The organism is Akkermansia sp. KLE1798 (genome assembly GCF_001580195.1).
Classification (GTDB): Bacteria; Verrucomicrobiota; Verrucomicrobiia; order Verrucomicrobiales; family Akkermansiaceae; genus Akkermansia; species Akkermansia biwaensis.
On sequence record NZ_KQ971067.1, the window covers coordinates 1 to 16,373 of the forward strand.

Genomic DNA, 16,373 nt, shown 5'->3' on the forward strand with positions numbered 1-16,373 from the left:
ACCTATTTCAATTCTTCCAATCCTTTTTCCTGGGGAATACTTGTGGACCGGTTTTGGTGGGCTGCCGGGCGAGACAACATGCCGGCATGGACTGTGGTCACGGCTGATTTTAATATGATCAATCTCGACAATAACAATTCAGCTTACGACGGCTTGACCAGTTGTTATTTCCCAATGTCCTGCGGTCTGGGATATGGCCGGTGCTTTGATTCCATCGCCATAGGCAATACTTCTTTCAATGCGGATTACGCGAGCCTGGATGATGATCCCTTTGCCACGCCCGCAGGTTACATGCGATACTGGGTCGATATACAGATTGGCCGTCCGGCCAATGGCCAATGTGCCGTGTCTGTCCGCATGTCCCGGTGGGATAATGCGTCCAGTACTGCCGTCAATACCACCCACCAGTGTTCCGTGCCCGACAGCCTTGCCTTGCGGGGAGTGGCTTTGTCCATGACCAGTAAGCATTCTGGTGTCTGGCTGGTTGGGTTTGATAAAAGCGCCGGGCGTCTTGTTTCCTACAAGATTCTACCGGAGACATTTACGTTGGATTCTTATAACAGAGCGATGTCCAGCAGGCTGTCACTGGCAAAGACAGCGGGACATTGTTCTGTCGGGGTTCATGCACCCAATTATTATGGAGGAACTGTCCTAGGCGAATGGTGCGATTTGATACAAATAAATTAACCGATTAACAGTTATGGATAATACCCAAATACAGATACAGTTTCCTTCGCCCGGGGCGTGGGAGGAGTTCACGATGACGGCCGTGTTTCCCGATAAGGATGGATTTGTGCAGTCCCGACGCTATACGCAGGACGACATACCCGCCGATCAGGCCCCGGCATTACAATCCGTGGTGGCCGCGCTGGTAGGGCTGGCCGAGCCTTGGCAGGCGTCCCAGGTGTGGGCGCATCTGATGACGGCGACGATCTACAGTGAGGATGATCCTTACACCCCCACCGGGCAACGGGACGAGGTTGCGCTTGATGTCGAGGCCGTCCATGCGGAAACCGGAGGGCGCAGGATATTTACGGTTTATGACTACCCGGATTTTATCATCACGGATGACGAGGCTGTGGCGTTTTTCAAGCACTTCACTTCTGATGTTCTCCACTCTTAACTCTCAACCCTCCACTCTCATCACGCCATGCACTACCTCTCCCTCGACACGGTCATCTACCGCCCGGCCGGCCTGCAGGACATCGTGCTGTGCCAGTACGACGACGTCATGGCGGAGCTGGTGAGCGTCAAGCCCTCCATCCAGATCCAGCGAGAGGGTGTGATTGGCAGCCCCTGGATGCACCAGGCCGCGCGCGGCAACGCCTCCCTGCAGATGACCCTGACGGTGGTCAGGGCCTGGGCGACGTTTGCCCGCGCCCAGGCATGGGGGTTGGACCTGCAGGAGACTCTCACCCTCCACCCGGAGGGTACGGTTACCTGGTTGTCCTGCTACCACCAGCGGCGGCCGTCACGCACCAGGACCTACCACGCCACGGTGGATCTCGTCCAGCCTCTGCCGCTCACCAGCGATCACGACTTGGGACCGGACGGACCGCGCCTCGGCCGCCGCCCGGAGGATATCCGGCTGCCGGACACCGAGGGCAAGGCATGGGCGGCCGTCCAGTTATCCCTCACCCTGACGGGAGAGATATCTTAACCACTATTAACTCTTAACTCATCACTATTAACTAACATGGCAGACAAGGATTACAAGGTACAGGTAGGCGTGGAGGCTACGGCCAACACGGGAGCGCTGGACAAGGTCAACAAGGGGCTGGATAGCCTGCGCCAGACGGCCCGGCAGGTCAACGACGAGCTAGGCCGGGAGGAGACAATCGACAACCTGGAGGAGGTGGCGGATGCCGCCGAGGATACCGCTGAGGCTATCGACAAGACAACCGACTCTGCAGAGGGTCTGCAGGGGGCCGTCAGCCAGGTCGGACAGCAGGCCAGGACCACCGGCAACGACGTCGCCCAGGCCGGGGACAAGGGGGCGGCGTCTCTCAACAAGATGGGGCGCAGCGCCAGGCAGACGCAGTCGTCCCTGGTGGCCCTGCGCGGCAGGATGATGGCGACGTTCAACGTCGTTAATGAGCTGGAGTCTTTCTACAACCGTGGCAAGGCCATCGGCCAGTGGATCCTGGACTCTTGGGACAAGGTAATCGAGGGCGTGGACAAGGCCGCCGTCAAGCGGGCGCGGGAGCTCAAGGACCGTCTGGCTACCGAGGCCGCCGAGCGCGAGCAGGCCTATACCGATGCGCTGACCAACGCCAAGCGCGAGCGCATCTACGACGAGGAGCAGCGCAGGATCACGGCCATTAACGAGCTCTACTCCCAGCGCATCCAGCTCATCGGCCAGCTGGCCGCCAACCGCACGGCGGAGGTGGACCACGTGGAGGCTCTCCGGCTCAAGGAGCTGGAGCTGCAACGCACGATCGTGCGTACCCGCGAGATCAGGGGTGAGATCACCCAGGAGACGGCCGCCGCCCTGATGGCCGACCTGGATGCCTCCGAGGCCAGGGGTGCGGCCAAGTCCCGCGAGGACCGCCAGCAGATCATGCTGGAGGCGGCTATCCAGGCCCGCGACGAGACCGCCAGGCAGGTGGCCCGGATCAAGGCCGAACAAGAACAGGCGGCCAAGTCGCCTTATGCTGGGGTCACTCCGGAGGAGTATCGCCAATACAAGAGGGATGTAGAGGATTATCACCATCGGGAGCGCACCCAACAGAGGATGCAAGACATTGCAAGGCTTGAGCAGGAGCTGCAAGATGCCATAGCCCTGCGCACCAGCAAGGGACTCAGCGATCCCCGTGTAGCCAGAGATACTCAGGATAAGATAGATAAGACAATGGAGCGTCTCCAGCAGTATAAGGACCTTGCTCAATACATTGCCGACGCAGACGCTAAGGTAGAGGCTATAGAGGCTTACTACCGCAGCAGTAATCCTCTGGTCCACTACGATCAGGACAACGCCGGCAGTATGCAGATGACTGAGGACATCTCCAATGCCATCAAGGACCAAGATAAGAGTGAGACGACCCGCAAGGAGCGCCTCAAAACTGCCGAGGACCAGCTCAAGCTGGACGAGGCCAACGTCTCCACCCAACAGCAGCTCCTGCAGTACCAGCGGGAGATCAACGCCAGGGAGGCTGTCATCGCCGCCGCCAAGGCGGACCAGGCCAGCGCCGTGGCTGCAGATGAGCGTCGGCAAAAGGACCTCGCCGAGCTGGCCAGCCAGCGCAAGGGCGTCCAGGAGCGCTGGCGCAGGCGCTACGATCAACTCACTGACGGCCAGGATTACAAGGATCATGAGACGCCCGGACTCAAGCGGTTGCTTAAGGAGGGGCAGCACATGGCCGATGCCGGCTACATGTCCGAGCAGGACTCCGCACGCCTGAGCCAGTTGCGCGACGAGGCGCTCAAGGGCCTGCCCAAGGAGCTGGCCGCCAAGGTCAAGTGGATGATGGACGACATGATCAAGGGTTACTCCAAGGCGGCGGCCGGAGAGCGCAACCTGATGACTCCCCTGGAGCGCAAGGATCTGGAGGCTCAGCGATACAAGGGCAAGCTGGACGGATTGTCCGACATCCTCCCCAGTCTCCCCAAGGATGGAGCCGCCGCCAAGATTGTGGACATCCTCAAGGATGTCGCCAAGTATGGCGTACTCAACGACGCTACGATCAAGCAGCTCCAGTCCCTGACGATGCGTATCGACCAGGACGACGAGGCGGGCATGCGCGTGGTCAGGCTGGTCAAGGAGCTGGTCCATGGAGAGCTGGGCCGCATTCTGACGGCCATGTCCCGGCCTCAGCCGGCCAATCCCGCCAGGCCGGCACGGCCCCGGCGCGTCACTCCGGAGGGCCGCGACCTGGACGCCGAGGAGGAGATGCGCGCGCGCATCCGCGCCGGCGCACAGGCTCCGCAGCCTCCTCCACAGCCTGTCCCTGCGGCAGGCCAGGACGCCAGCGCCATGGTCAGCGAGTTTACCCGGCAGATGCTTGGGCAGGGCAACGCCACGGGCCGCATCCTGGATGTGATGCAGCAGTTTCTTGCCGTCGCCCGGCAGGCGGCGGACAAGTCGGCACGGCACAATGAGCGCCTCAGCAAGATTGAGCAGGAGGTCTCCGGCTTATTGTCCCGCGAGCGCTACAGCCGCCACCGCTAACCCATCTGTCGCATCACCGCCATGAGAGTCATTGAGATCACGGGCAAGGCCATCAAGGGTGCCTCCTGCAACTGGAGCAATTTTGGCCCGCTCAAATTCACCTGGCAACAGCTGGCGCGCGACCAGGACGAGCCGGCACCCTATGCCTACATGGATCAAGTGCGCGTGGTGTGGGACGCCGTGACGGTGATGGAGGGGACCATCCGCAAGTGCGCCCTGGAGCAGTCCGGCAATGCCTGGCGGTGGTCCATTGAGGCGTGCGACATCCTCCAGCCCCTGGAGGGGGCGCTGTGTTTCAGCCCATCCGGAGGGTTGAGGGGGGCGCTTAATGCCAACATATCCGGAGGCAGCGCCGAGAGCGTGCCCCGCCGGGTGGGCATTGCCGCCACCCTCAAGGCGGTGCTGGAGGATGCCCGCAAGCACGGCCTCCTCTCTGCCGACGTGGGCATCGACGTGTCCGTGTCCGCCTCCGCCTGGATGTGGGATACGGCGCTCTCCTGCGACATGTATGCCGGCGTGCTGCGCAAGGTGTTGGCCAGCCGTCCCGGCATGGTGTGCCGGGTGGATTATACGGGAGACGCCCCCGTGATCAGGGTGGCCGACGGGGCCGATCTGCCCGTGACCACCCTGGACCGAGTGAGAGACAGGCTCTCCAGTATCAAGCTCACCCCCCGGCCGGACCTGGTCCCCCCGGCCGTGGGCGTCGTGCTGACTGCCGGCAATCAGGCTTACCAGTCCCAGGTCTGGCCACGCGGGGCGTCCCTGCACCAGGAGGGATGCGTAACTGTTCAGGTGGCCGTCAGTCCGGACAGCCCGGATGATGACGAGCCGCAAGGTTCCGAGTCCCCGGTGTGGGATTTTACCAAGCCTGTTGTCGAGGTGACAGGGCACAAACTGCCCACCAACGATGTGGAGGGAGCCATCTACTGGCGGCGCAAGATACCCCAGCTTGCCACCTTGACGGCCGCGCGGTATGGGAGGATCAAGAAATCCGTAATAGCCGGCGTTGACGGATCCACCCAGAGCAATTATTCCACTGACGACTCCGCTCAGCGTTACGAGCATGTGAGCGGTCAGCTGAGCGAGAGCTGCAATACCATCAAGTGGTGTTATGTGGAGCTCAAGCAATATGTATACATGGACGCCAAGCCCCCCAAGGGCTGCGAGATGCTGTTCCCGCACACCAAGCAAGTCAACGGTGTGACCAGATACTACCATTGGATGACATGGAGGGGGCGCACCATCAACACCATGCACCGCAAGTACCGGGCCAGCAAGTCAGGGGATGCCGGGGCTGACGGGGGAGGAGAGCCGCCCATCAGCGGAGGCGGTACGCCGCCGGCCGGTCAGGCGTGGCCGGATTACACCTCCATCCTGCGGGATTATTACGAGGTCACCCGCGACGTCCCCGTAGAGGGCAGCGTCACCGCCCTGCGGGCCGTGTCGCCCGCCATCCTGGTGGGCAGCAGGCTGGCCATCACCGGATCCCGGCGCGAGTACCGCGACATGGCCACCGTCGTGCAGAGCGTCAGCGTTGATCTGGACGGAGAGAGCACGGCGGTCACCACTGGCGTGCCGGCGCATTTGTCTCTGCAGGACATGATTGATCGCATGCGGCAGATAGCCGACGACCAGCAGGCGCTGGACGACCAGGACCAAGTGGACGGCCCGGTCCAGACGCTGCAGTACGACAGCGAGGCTTACAAGTCTCCGCCCGCGCCCACCCTGGGACCGGAGGGGGAGATCGTGTGGTCGGCAGCCCCGGAGCAGCCTCCGATTTATGGTCTGCAGGTAATCCTTGACTGGGATGACGATAACGCCAATGTGACCGGCGCGCGGATGCGCCGGGGCAAGCTGATGCTGCAGGGCGTCTACATCAGCCAGACGCCGGGAGATAACAGCGGCTGGTACACGATGACCGGCTTTACGGCCGGCGAGATATGGCTGGACGTCAAATTTAACGCCAAGGGCAAGCTGACCGGCACGTCTATCGCCTATGAGCAGGGGCCGGTCAACCCCCTCCGGCTCCAGGACGAGGAGCCGGACGAGTCGGAGGAGTTTTTTTACTCCTTCCACGTTGCGACGGTGCAGGACAAGGTAGTGTACCAGCATATGCTGGGCACTATTCAGATACCGGTCAATTACGGCACTTTTTACCCCTACGGGCCGGCTGTTTAATTTTTCACTCTATATATAACAGTATGATCAGGATTTTTGTTTTTTCATATTCCGGAGACGCCGCCGAGGCAGTGGCCTGCGTGCGCTGTGTCCGGATGGCCGTACCCTACGCCAGCGTCACGGTAGTGGACGATGCGGCCAGTCCGGTGCAGGAGGATACCGCCGCTGCTCTCCGGAGCATAGGCGCGGATTACGTGCAGTCATCATGGGATCGACAGGGTAACCTGCGCGGGCCTGCCTGCATCCGGGGTATGCTCTCGGAGATGTGCCGAGAGGCGGAGGACGACGACATCGTCGTCAAGATTGATTGCGATACGGCCCTCCTGGATGACGGCTGGCTGCGCTGGATGGATGCCCATCCGGCATGCCCGATGTATGCCTCCGGGGATTTTGTGGCAGGAGCGTGGCGGATTTATGGCTGCCTGTACGCATTGAGGGGATGGATGGCCAGACGGCTCTACCGGGAGATGGATTGGACGCTGCTGGATGATTTAGCGCCGGAGGATGTGACCATCGGCCGTGAGGTGCTGGCCAGGGTGCCGGCAACAGTGTGCCGCATCGAGGAGCCGTGGAGGCAGCGCAGCCCCTGGAGCGAGTGGACGGCCTGGTGCTGGCCCAGCCGGACAGCGAGCGCCGAGAGTTATGCGGCCAGGTTTGCAATGGTAACCACCGGCAGCCCTCGCCAGGATCACCAGCCGGCCAGCGAGCGGGCCAGGGTGATGCACCTGCTGGCCGACGCCAGGGCGGCCATGCTGCAGGACGGTGTGACCAGGGAGGATGACGAGGCGGTGGATTGGGGCGGCCTGATGGCCGCTTGCAGAGGCGATGCAGGAGCCCTGCACACCCCCTGCCCGGAGTAGGCAGGGACGGCTAAATTGATCAGATACCTGTCGTCAATTGATCAGATGTCATGGCGCGTTACACACCTTTCGTCGCACCCTCACGGGTGCGTGGATTGAAACATGGTAAACGTTGTATCGCGCCAAGTACCGAACTGTCGCACCCTCACGGGTGCGTGGATGAAGCCCGAATGACCTTTAGTCTTTCATCTTTAGTATTTGTCGCACCTTCACGGGTGCGACTGATAGAATCCATCATGAACGCATGTTGCGATGTTTTCTTATGATGATTCCTTTTGGCTGAAAGGCTTTCGATGACGTTCAGGCCATGAAAAAGCGCCGGTTCCCACAGAGAGGGGACCGGCGCTTGCGGTATAAGGGGGGAGGGGTTAATGGGCGCAGTCGGCGCAGGCCCAGCCTTCGCGGATTTTGGCGAAGAAGTCGTTGCCCTTGTCGTCCACCAGGATGAAGGCGGGGAAGTCTTCCACTTCAATTTTCCAGATGGCTTCCATGCCCAGTTCCGGGTATTCCAGCAGTTCCACCTTTTTGATGTTGTTCTTGGCAAGAATGGCGGCGGGGCCGCCGATGGAACCCAGGTAGAAGCCGCCGTGCTTGTGGCAGGCGTCCGTCACCTGCTGGCTGCGGTTGCCCTTGGCGATCATGATCATGGAGCCGCCGTTCTCCTGGAACAGGTCCACGTAGGAATCCATGCGGCCCGCGGTGGTCGGCCCGAAGGAGCCGGAGGGGTAGCCTTCCGGGGTCTTGGCCGGTCCGGCGTAGTAAACGGGGTGGTCCTTGATATACTGGGGCAACCCTTCTCCGCGTTCCAGGCGTTCCTTGAGCTTGGCATGGGCGATGTCCCTCGCCACGACGATGGTGCCGTTCAGGCTCAGGCGCGTGGTGACGGGGTACTTGCTCAAATCCGCCAGCACTTCCTTCATCGGGCGGTTCAAGTCGATGGAGACGGCCTCGCTGGAGGTCATGCGCAGGGCTTCCGGAATATACTGGCCGGGGTTGGTTTCCAATTGTTCAATAAAGATGCCTTCCGGCGTGATCTTGGCTTTGGCATTGCGGTCCGCGGAACAGGAAACGCCCAATCCCACCGGGCAGGAGGCGCCGTGGCGGGGCAGACGGATCACGCGTACGTCCAGCGCATACCACTTGCCGCCGAACTGGGCGCCCAGGCCCAGCTTGCAGGCTTCCGCATGCAGCTCCTTTTCCAGTTCCACGTCGCGGAAGGCGCGGCCGTACTCGTTGCCGGTGGTGGGAAGGTTGTCGTAATACTTGGTGGAAGCCATCTTCACGGTCTTCAGGCACTTCTCCGCGGAGGTGCCGCCGATGACGAAGGCGATGTGGTAGGGCGGGCAGGCCGCCGTGCCCAGCGTGCTCATTTTTTCCACCAGGAACTTCTTGAGCGTGGCGGGGTTGAGCAGGGCCTTGGTTTCCTGGTAAAGATAGGTCTTGTTGGCGGAGCCGCCGCCCTTGGCGACGAAGAGGAAGGAATACTTCATGCCTTCCACGGCTTCAATGTCTATCTGGGCGGGCAGGTTGGTTCCGGTGTTCTTCTCCGTGTACATGTCCAGCGCCACGGTCTGGGAGTAGCGCAGGTTGTTCTGGGTGTAGGCGTCGTACACGCCGTGGGAAAGAAATTCGCAGTCGTCGCAGCCGGTCCAGACCTGCTGGCCCTTCTTGCCGACGATGGTGGCGGTGCCCGTGTCCTGGCAGAAGGGAAGGATGCCGGCGGCGGCCACTTCCGCGTTGCGGAGCATCGTCAGGGCCACGCTCTTGTCGTTGGCGCTGGCTTCCGGATCGTCCAGGATGGCGGCCACCTGCTTCAAGTGGGCGGGGCGCAGGAAGAAAGCCACGTCGTGGAAGGCTTCCGCGGCCAGAAGGCGCAGGCCCTCCGGTTCCACTTTGAGCATGGGGTGCCCTTCAAATTCCCCTACGCTTACGTAGTCGGAGGTGATGAGGCGGTACTGGGTGTCGTCCTTTTCCAGAGGAAAAGGGTCCTGATAATGAAAATCCGGTGTTGCCATAACGGGGGGAAATATAGCGGAGCCCGCCCACGGGTTCGAGCAAAAAAATCGGGGCGGTTCCCTGGCGTGAGAAGGCGGAAAAAGCTTCGGCTGTTGTGTCTGTAGCCGGAGCAGGATGATGCATGCAAGGAAGAGTGCTCCTCTCCCTCATGCCAAAAAGTAATTGAGTAAAATAAAGAATTTTGAAAAGCCGCAATGGGTGTTCTATCCCACTGCGGCTTTTTGATGGTTCTAAATGTAAACTTATAATTTATCAGCGCGGCTTGTTCGGAGCGGAATCTGGTCCGGAGGTACGCGGGATGCCGTATCCTTTGGGTTCTTCCGCAACGCGGAGGGATTCCGGGTAAACGTGCTCCATGCGTTCCTGGGCGTCGCGGATCAGGATTCCTTCAGCCCATTCCTCCACGGTCATATTGTCCTTTCGGGCAGCTTTTTCAATGAGCTTGTAATCGTCGGTATTCACCATGACGGCAAACGGCTTCCAATGGGCCCTGGCCGCTTCCTTGAGTTCCTTTTCCCGCTCCGTCTTCTCCATCATCAGCCTGATAAGAGCCTCCTTGTCCTTGGGAATGGATACTCTGGCCAGCCAGTTGCGAACCGTGTTGGGCGAAACGAAACATTCCGCCGCAAACTCTTCACGGGTCATTTTCTGCTGTTTCAACCAAACCTTGATTTGGGCTTTGAGTTCGTCCTGGTTCTCACTCATGCATACTTTGTAACGCTATCGGTGCGTGAATTCAACCTTTTTTATGAATAAGTCCCTAAAATGGTATATTATTCTTGACGAAAGTACCATTTACGTTGCAATATTCCTCTGTAAAGGCATCCAATAGTTCAAAATCGTACCTGAAAAGATATTTTATGAAGACGGGAAACAAGAAAAAAATCCAGAAAAAAATACAGATCAAGGTAAAAATGCCGCTGTCCATCCAGTTTTTCCGGGATGCTGAAGCGGAAGCCCTCCACGTGCAGCGCTGCCAGCTGGACAGGGCCACCCTGCTGGCCTGTGCCGTGAAACGCCTGCGGGAAGAACAGGCCGGGGAATCCGCGTCCGGTCAAAAGCCATCCGCATGACTCAGGACATATACTGGGAGCTGCTGATCTGGCTGTTCCGCTCCTTTATGGGTGTAACGGCATTTGCCTTTACCGTGGCCGCGTACCAGGCCATGCGGTGCCGGAAAAGGACGGACCGCAAACGGAAAAGGTAGGGGGGAATGTGCGGAAAGCCGTGCTTTCCGCGGGGAAGGTTGCGGAATCATCTGCGGAATTGACCTCCGGAGGCATATCCCCTATCTTCCGGGAATGTCCAGCAGCCTCCCGGATGAAGCCGTTTTGTCCCGCATGAGCCATGAGGAACTCTGGCGCCTGTTTCCCATCATCCTGAGTGGTTCCAGAGAGGAATGGGCGGGACTTTACCGCCGGGAAAGGGACCTGCTGGCGGAGGCCGTGGACCGCACGCACATCGCCCGCATCTCCCATATCGGGAGCACGGCGGTGCCCGGCTTGGACGCCAAGCCCACCATTGACATTCTGATGGAGGTTTCTCCGGATTCGTTCGTTTTTGAAACTCCCTCCTTGCTGCGGAAATGCGGCTACATGGAGACGCACCGTGACGAGGAGCGCATGTGGCTGGTCATGGCAAAAGGCTATACGGCGGAGGGGTTCAGGGGGCAGGCGTTCCACGTGCATGTGCGTCCCTTCCGGGACTGGGATGAACTGTATTTCCGGGATTACCTCGCCGCGCATCCGGATGAGGCGGAAAAATACGCCTCCCTCAAGCACTCTTTAAAAAGGGAATTCGAATTCAACCGGGATGCCTATACGGACGGAAAAGCGGAATTGATTGCCGCCATGACGCGCCGGGCACGGGAGGAAATGGGCGGCAGATATGCGTCGGGATGCGTTTGCCGGAATGATGCGCCCGCCGGGGAGGAGGGCAGGGCGGAATAGGCGGCCGCCTCGTTCCTTTCCTGCGGGGAAGTTCCGCCCTGCGGGCGGGGCACATGGGGAGCCTTCCCGCATGCGGGCCTTTTGTTCCGGCGGAAAAATCCGTATTGTCAAGGACTGGAAGCGGGAGTAACATTCCGCCGCTATGAGTATTGAAAGTTTCGCAAACCAGCATGTGCTGGAGCTGGTGGCTTATCAGCCGGGCAAGCCGATTGAGGAAACGGCCCGGGAACTGGGCCTGGACCCCCGTGACATTGTGAAACTGGCCTCCAATGAAAATCCCCTGGGACCGTCCCCCCGGGCGGTGGAGGCCATCTCCCGGGCGGCTGCCGGAGTAAACATTTATCCGGACGGCGCGGCTTTCCGGCTGCGTTCCGCCATTGCGGAATTCTGCGGCGTGGACTTTGGCCAGACGGTGGTGGGCACGGGCAGCAGCGAGGTAATCGAACTCATTTGCCACGCCCTGCTGAACCCGCAGGCCGAGGTGGTGGCCGCCAGGCACGCCTTTTCCATGTACCCCATCATGGCCAGGCTGTTTGGCGCGGCGTACGTGGAAGTTCCCAACAAGCCGGACTGGACCCATGACCTGAACGGCTTCCTGGACGCCGTCACGGACCGCACGCGCATCGTATTCATCACCAACCCCACCAACCCGGTCGGCACCGTCGTCGGCCAGCGGGAAATCGACGATTTCATGGCGAAGGTGCCGGACCATGTGCTGGTGTGCTTTGACGAGGCGTACCGGGAATTTTCCGACAACCCGCCGGACACCCTCAAATTCGTGAGGGAAGGGCGCAACGTGATCGTCCTGCGCACCTTTTCCAAGGCTTACGGCCTGGCGGGCCTGCGTGTGGGCTACGGCATTGCCCCGGAAGCCGTGGCCGGCATGCTGCACAAGGCGCGCGCGCCGTTCAACCTGCACGTTCTGGCGCAGGAAGCGGCCCTGGCCGCCCTGGAAGACCAGGAACATGTGCGCCGCACGGTGGAAAACAATGCCGCGGGCATGCGCTTCTACGAACAGGCGTTCAGGGACATGGGGCTGGAATGGATTCCCAGCCAGGGGAACTTCATCCTGGTGAAGGTGGGGCAGGGCAAAAAGGTGTTCAACGACATGCTTGCCAAAGGGGTGATCGTCCGCGCGCAGGACGGCTACGGCCTGCCGGAGTGGATTCGCATCAGCATCGGCACCCCCGCGGAAAACGCCCGCTGCGTGGAAGTCCTGAAGGAAGTTCTTTAAACAATTTTACCGCTGAACCTGTCATACCTTTTATGATTTCACCGCAACAATACATTGACGGTCTTGAATGGCGCTACGCCTGCAAGAAGTTTGATCCCCAGGCCCGCATTGAGGAACCCGTCTGGCACGCGCTGGCGGAAAGCCTGCGGCTCAGCCCGTCTTCCCTGGGGCTCCAGCTCTGGAAATTCGTGGTCGTCACGAACCGGGAGCTGAAGGAACGCCTGCGGGAGGTTTCCTGGAACCAGTCCCAGGTGGAGGACTGCTCCCATTACGTGGTGCTGTGCGCCCGGCGGGACGCCACCCAGAAGGATGTGGACCGCTACCTGGCCCAGATTGAATTCACACGCCATCCGTCCGCGGAAAAACTGGCCTCCTCCGCGGACTTCTACGGCGGCTACGTGAAGGCCCTGACTCCGGAAAAAATGGACACGTGGCTGGACTGCCAGGTGTACATCGCCGCCGGGTTCCTGCTCAGCGCGGCTGCGGCCCTGCGGGTGGACTCCTGCACCATCGGCGGCATGGACCGCCGGAAATACGATGAAATTTTAGGGCTGGACGGCACGCCGTACCGTTCCGTGGTGGGCGTAGCCCTGGGCTACCGAGCCCAGGACGACGCCTACGCCCGTGAAGCGAAGGTGCGCTTCCCCGCCGGGGAAGTGATCGACATCCGCGCCTAAACCGGGTTTCCCCCCATCCGGGGCCGGGCCGCCTGAAGACGGTCCGGCCCTTTTCTTTCCGTAAAATCCGTAAAATCGGAAAACGTCTCTTCATCCGCGAACCGTCTTTGCCGGAATGCCGGGCGGGCTTTCGGCCGCTTTTTTATTTCCTTGCAAGAAAGGGACGGATGTTGCGTAATTCTTACAGCAAATCGGGCATGCCATTCTTCCCGGAACGACACACGAACATGAACAGGAACATACTTTTAATGATGGCCGCATTTGCGGCGGGGCCGCTGATGGGTCAGGATGCCCGGCAGATTGCCGACTCCCTCTCCATCCCGGAAATCAAGGCCGGGACCAGACAACTGCCGATGCCCAGCGCCTCCGGCGCCCAAATCAAACTCCTGGGGGCCGACTACGAGGAACTCATCAACAGCAAGGGGAAAATAGCCCCCGTCATCTCGGACACTCCGGTAAACGTCAGCTTCAAGGTGACCAAGGGCGGCCAGGAGGCCGTCAGCAAGGACTATGAAATCACCCTGAAGGCTCCCGCGGCCGCGCAGGGCAACCCCAAGCCCCGGGTTATCCCGGAAATCCTGCAATGGAAGGGCGGCAAGGGGGAATACAAGCTGGGTTCCACCATCACCGTCGCCTGCCCGGACAAGGAGCTGGCCCGTACCTTTGCCGCCGACCTGGAAGACGTGCTGGGCCGCAAGGTCAGGCTCGTTTCCCCCGGAGGTAAGGCGGACATCTCCTTCTCCCTGTTCAAGGAAAGCAACATAGGGAAGGAGGGATACAGCCTCGCCGTCAATGCCGGCGGCATCCGTATCGGCGCCCTTACCCCCACCGGGCTGTACTGGGGCACCCGCACCCTGCTTCAAATGCTGCGCCAGAACCCGGACGGCGTGCCCTGCGGCACCGCCGTGGACTTCCCCCGCTACCCGGTGCGCGGCTTCATGCTGGACATTGCGCGCACGCCCTATCCCCTCAGCTACCTCAAGGACCTGATACGCACCATGTCCTGGTACAAGTTGAACGACCTTCACCTGGTCATCAACAACAACTACATTTTCCACGAGCACTACGTGGACAACGGGCATGACCCGTTCAAGGAATCCTACTCCGCCTTCCGCCTGGAATCCAACGTGAAGGGGAAGGACGGCACGCCGCTCACCGCCAAAGACCTCTCCTACACCAAAAAGGAATTTGCGGACCTGATCGGTTACGCCAGACGCCACGGCGTCAACATCGTGCCGGAATTCGACACCCCCGGCCACGCGCTCTCCTTCACCCGGGTGCGTCCGGACCTGATCTACAAAGGCCCCATGAACCATGAAAAACGCCGCTGCGAGATGCTGGATGCCGGCAACCCGGAAACGATCAGCTTCGTGACCAGAGTCTTTGACGAATACCTGCTGAAAGACCCCAAGCTGGGCCGCCCGGTATTTGCCGGCTGCAAGGTGTTCCACGTGGGAGCGGATGAATTCTACGGAGACAAGGAAGACTACCGCCACTTTGCGGACGGCGTGCTCAGCCACGCCCTCAAGCGCGGCTACACCCCCCGCATCTGGGGCAGCCTCAGCGCCAAGCCCGGCAAGACCCCCGTGGTGAGCAAAGGCGTTCAAATGAATCTCTGGAGCGCCGGCTGGATGAAGGCGTGGGAAGCCGTCAATCTGGGCTACGATGTCATCAACACGAATGACGGCGCCCTCTACATCGTGCCCTTTGCCAACTACTACCGCATGGACAGGAACCACAAGGGGCTCTACAACAACTGGATTCCCAACCGCATCGGCAATGAAACGCTTCCCGCCGGGCATCCCCAGCTCCTGGGGGGCACCTTTGCCATCTGGAACGATGAAACGGATATCATGCACACGGGATACGGCCCGTACGATATTTGGGGAATGCTTTCCGGTTCCATGGATGTCCTCAGCCAGAAGCTGTGGGGCAAGGCCAAGGCGCCGGACACGTTTGAAGAGCATCGCGAGCTGGTGGCGGCCATCGGCAACGCTCCGCGCACCAACCCCCTTCATAAATGGAAGGACGCCCAGCCCTTTGCGGTCACTCCTTCCTCTCTGCCCCAGAAGCTGGACAAGCCCTCGCTGGGACCGAATTACCGCCTGACCGCGGAACTGGAACTTAACGCCGCTCCGGAAGGCAGGGAACAGGTGCTGCTTTCCGCGCCGGAGGGCGAACTGCTAGCGGTCATGAAGGACGGCACCGTCGGCTTTCGTCGTGACGACACCCTGGAATTCTCCTTCGGCGCCAAGCTGCCCGTAGGCAAAAAGGTCAAGGTGGAAATTGTGGGTGAACCGGAAAAAACCAGCCTGTTCCTGGACGGGCAGCCTGCCGGAACTGCCGTGCTGAAAAGTTTTTCTGACAAATCCAAGGACTTTGTTGAAAACTTCAAGCACCGTCCCAAGGTGCACCGTTCCACCTTCGTTCTGCCGCTGAAAACCCTGGGTGAATCTTTCCAGGGGAAAGTGTATAACTTCAACGTCCAGCCCTTGTAACTCATTCCGTCCCGTACGTCCGTGCCTGTAAAAAGGCGGCACGCCCGCCCGCGGCGCGGATGCACGGTATTCTGGAAAAACAGGTAATGCAGAATGAAGGCTCTCCTCATTATTGACGTTCAGAATGACTATTTTCCCGGCGGGAAGTGTGAGCTTTCCGGCCCGGGAGAGGCTCTGGAGAATATTGTCTCCGTTTTACGGCTCTTCAGGAAGGCCGGACTGCCCGTCATCCATGTCCAGCACGTCAACACCCGGCCGGATGCGTCCTTCTTCCTGCCGGGGACGGACGGCGTAAAAATCCACGCCGGATTGACGCTTCTGCCGGGTGAGGATGTGCTCGTCAAGCACGCTCCCAACAGCTTTTACCGGACGGGCCTTGCGGACCTGCTTCGTGCGAAAAAGGTGGACGAACTGGTCGTGTGCGGCATGATGACCCACATGTGCATAGATACCACGGTCCGTGCGGCCTGGGATCACCAAATTCCCGTGACCTTGCTGTACGATGCGTGCGCCACGAAGGACCTGTCCGTCATGGGAGAGACCCTGCCGGCCAAAACCGTGCACAACGCCTACATGGCGGGACTGGACGGAATATTTGCACGCGTCCTGACTGCCGGAGAACTGGAAATCTAGCCCCGGAACTCCTTCGCCGGGACGGGGAAGGGCCGTCCCCGCAGCGCACATGCCGGAATAACCGGGATAAATGTGCAGGCATCTCCCTGCCGGCGTATGGCCCATGTGTTCGGATAATTCCCCCGGCGGATTTCCCTCCATCCCGCCGGAGCCGTGCCCC

The 16,373-nt window shown here is 60.4% G+C and carries 15 protein-coding genes; 13 read left to right on the plus strand and 2 right to left on the minus strand.

What is annotated here, in order from left to right; genetic code table 11:
- The 6 genes from HMPREF3039_RS00840 to HMPREF3039_RS00865 all read left to right on the plus strand — a co-directional run.
- Positions 1-687, plus strand: a 687-nt coding sequence (locus HMPREF3039_RS00840) for a hypothetical protein (RefSeq protein ID WP_231863810.1), incomplete at its 5' end; no start/stop codon positions are given.
- Positions 688-700: 13 nt separating this feature from the next.
- The gene (locus HMPREF3039_RS00845; protein ID WP_067951837.1) at positions 701-1,123 is read left to right on the plus strand and encodes a hypothetical protein; all 423 of its coding nucleotides are present in this window, start codon (positions 701-703) and stop codon (positions 1,121-1,123) included.
- 84 nt (positions 1,124-1,207) lie between these two features.
- A complete protein-coding gene (locus HMPREF3039_RS00850) occupies positions 1,208-1,660 on the plus strand; it encodes a hypothetical protein (protein WP_147549736.1) in 453 nt (150 codons plus the stop codon).
- A 36-nt stretch (positions 1,661-1,696) separates the two neighbouring features.
- Positions 1,697-4,168 (plus strand): coiled-coil domain-containing protein, encoded by a 2,472-nt coding sequence (locus HMPREF3039_RS00855; protein ID WP_067573295.1) that lies wholly within the window; start codon positions 1,697-1,699, stop codon positions 4,166-4,168.
- A gap of 21 nt (positions 4,169-4,189) precedes the next feature.
- The gene (locus tag HMPREF3039_RS00860; protein WP_067573297.1) at positions 4,190-6,346 is read left to right on the plus strand and encodes a hypothetical protein; all 2,157 of its coding nucleotides are present in this window, start codon (positions 4,190-4,192) and stop codon (positions 6,344-6,346) included.
- 23 nt (positions 6,347-6,369) lie between these two features.
- Positions 6,370-7,206: a glycosyltransferase family 2 protein gene (locus HMPREF3039_RS00865; protein ID WP_067573299.1), complete on the plus strand. Its 837-nt coding sequence runs from the start codon at positions 6,370-6,372 to the stop codon at positions 7,204-7,206.
- Positions 7,207-7,574: 368 nt separating this feature from the next.
- Here HMPREF3039_RS00865 and HMPREF3039_RS00870 read toward each other — a convergent pair whose 3' ends face one another.
- Positions 7,575-9,221: a fumarate hydratase gene (locus HMPREF3039_RS00870; RefSeq protein WP_067573301.1), complete on the minus strand. Its 1,647-nt coding sequence runs from the start codon at positions 9,219-9,221 to the stop codon at positions 7,575-7,577.
- Positions 9,222-9,474: 253 nt separating this feature from the next.
- On the minus strand, positions 9,475-9,927 hold the full coding sequence (locus HMPREF3039_RS00875; protein ID WP_067573303.1) for a helix-turn-helix domain-containing protein: 453 nt from the start codon (positions 9,925-9,927) through the stop codon (positions 9,475-9,477).
- Positions 9,928-10,082: 155 nt separating this feature from the next.
- Here HMPREF3039_RS00875 and HMPREF3039_RS00880 point away from each other — a divergent pair, with 155 nt between their 5' ends.
- The 7 genes from HMPREF3039_RS00880 to HMPREF3039_RS00905 all read left to right on the plus strand — a co-directional run bounded on the left by HMPREF3039_RS00880 (position 10,083) and on the right by HMPREF3039_RS00905 (position 16,213).
- Positions 10,083-10,295, plus strand: coding sequence for a hypothetical protein (locus HMPREF3039_RS00880; RefSeq protein ID WP_067573305.1), 213 nt, complete (start codon positions 10,083-10,085; stop codon positions 10,293-10,295).
- A complete protein-coding gene (locus HMPREF3039_RS13435) occupies positions 10,292-10,429 on the plus strand; it encodes a hypothetical protein (protein ID WP_156469852.1) in 138 nt (45 codons plus the stop codon). Before HMPREF3039_RS00880 ends, HMPREF3039_RS13435 begins: the two co-directional genes overlap by 4 nt.
- Before the next feature lie 94 nt (positions 10,430-10,523).
- Entirely contained in the window at positions 10,524-11,171 is a 648-nt protein-coding gene (locus tag HMPREF3039_RS00885) for a GrpB family protein (RefSeq protein WP_067951838.1), read from the plus strand.
- Between the two features lie 142 nt (positions 11,172-11,313).
- Positions 11,314-12,405 (plus strand): histidinol-phosphate transaminase, encoded by a 1,092-nt coding sequence (gene hisC / locus HMPREF3039_RS00890; RefSeq protein WP_067573307.1) that lies wholly within the window; start codon positions 11,314-11,316, stop codon positions 12,403-12,405.
- Positions 12,406-12,437: 32 nt separating this feature from the next.
- Positions 12,438-13,082: an NAD(P)H-dependent oxidoreductase gene (locus HMPREF3039_RS00895; RefSeq protein WP_067573310.1), complete on the plus strand. Its 645-nt coding sequence runs from the start codon at positions 12,438-12,440 to the stop codon at positions 13,080-13,082.
- A gap of 227 nt (positions 13,083-13,309) precedes the next feature.
- Positions 13,310-15,580 carry a beta-hexosaminidase gene (locus HMPREF3039_RS00900; protein ID WP_167506755.1) on the plus strand — a complete coding sequence of 757 codons (2,271 nt, stop codon included), beginning with the start codon at positions 13,310-13,312 and terminating at the stop codon, positions 15,578-15,580.
- Positions 15,581-15,673: 93 nt separating this feature from the next.
- Positions 15,674-16,213 carry a cysteine hydrolase family protein gene (locus tag HMPREF3039_RS00905; protein WP_067573314.1) on the plus strand — a complete coding sequence of 180 codons (540 nt, stop codon included), beginning with the start codon at positions 15,674-15,676 and terminating at the stop codon, positions 16,211-16,213.
- Positions 16,214-16,373 lie beyond the last annotated feature (160 nt).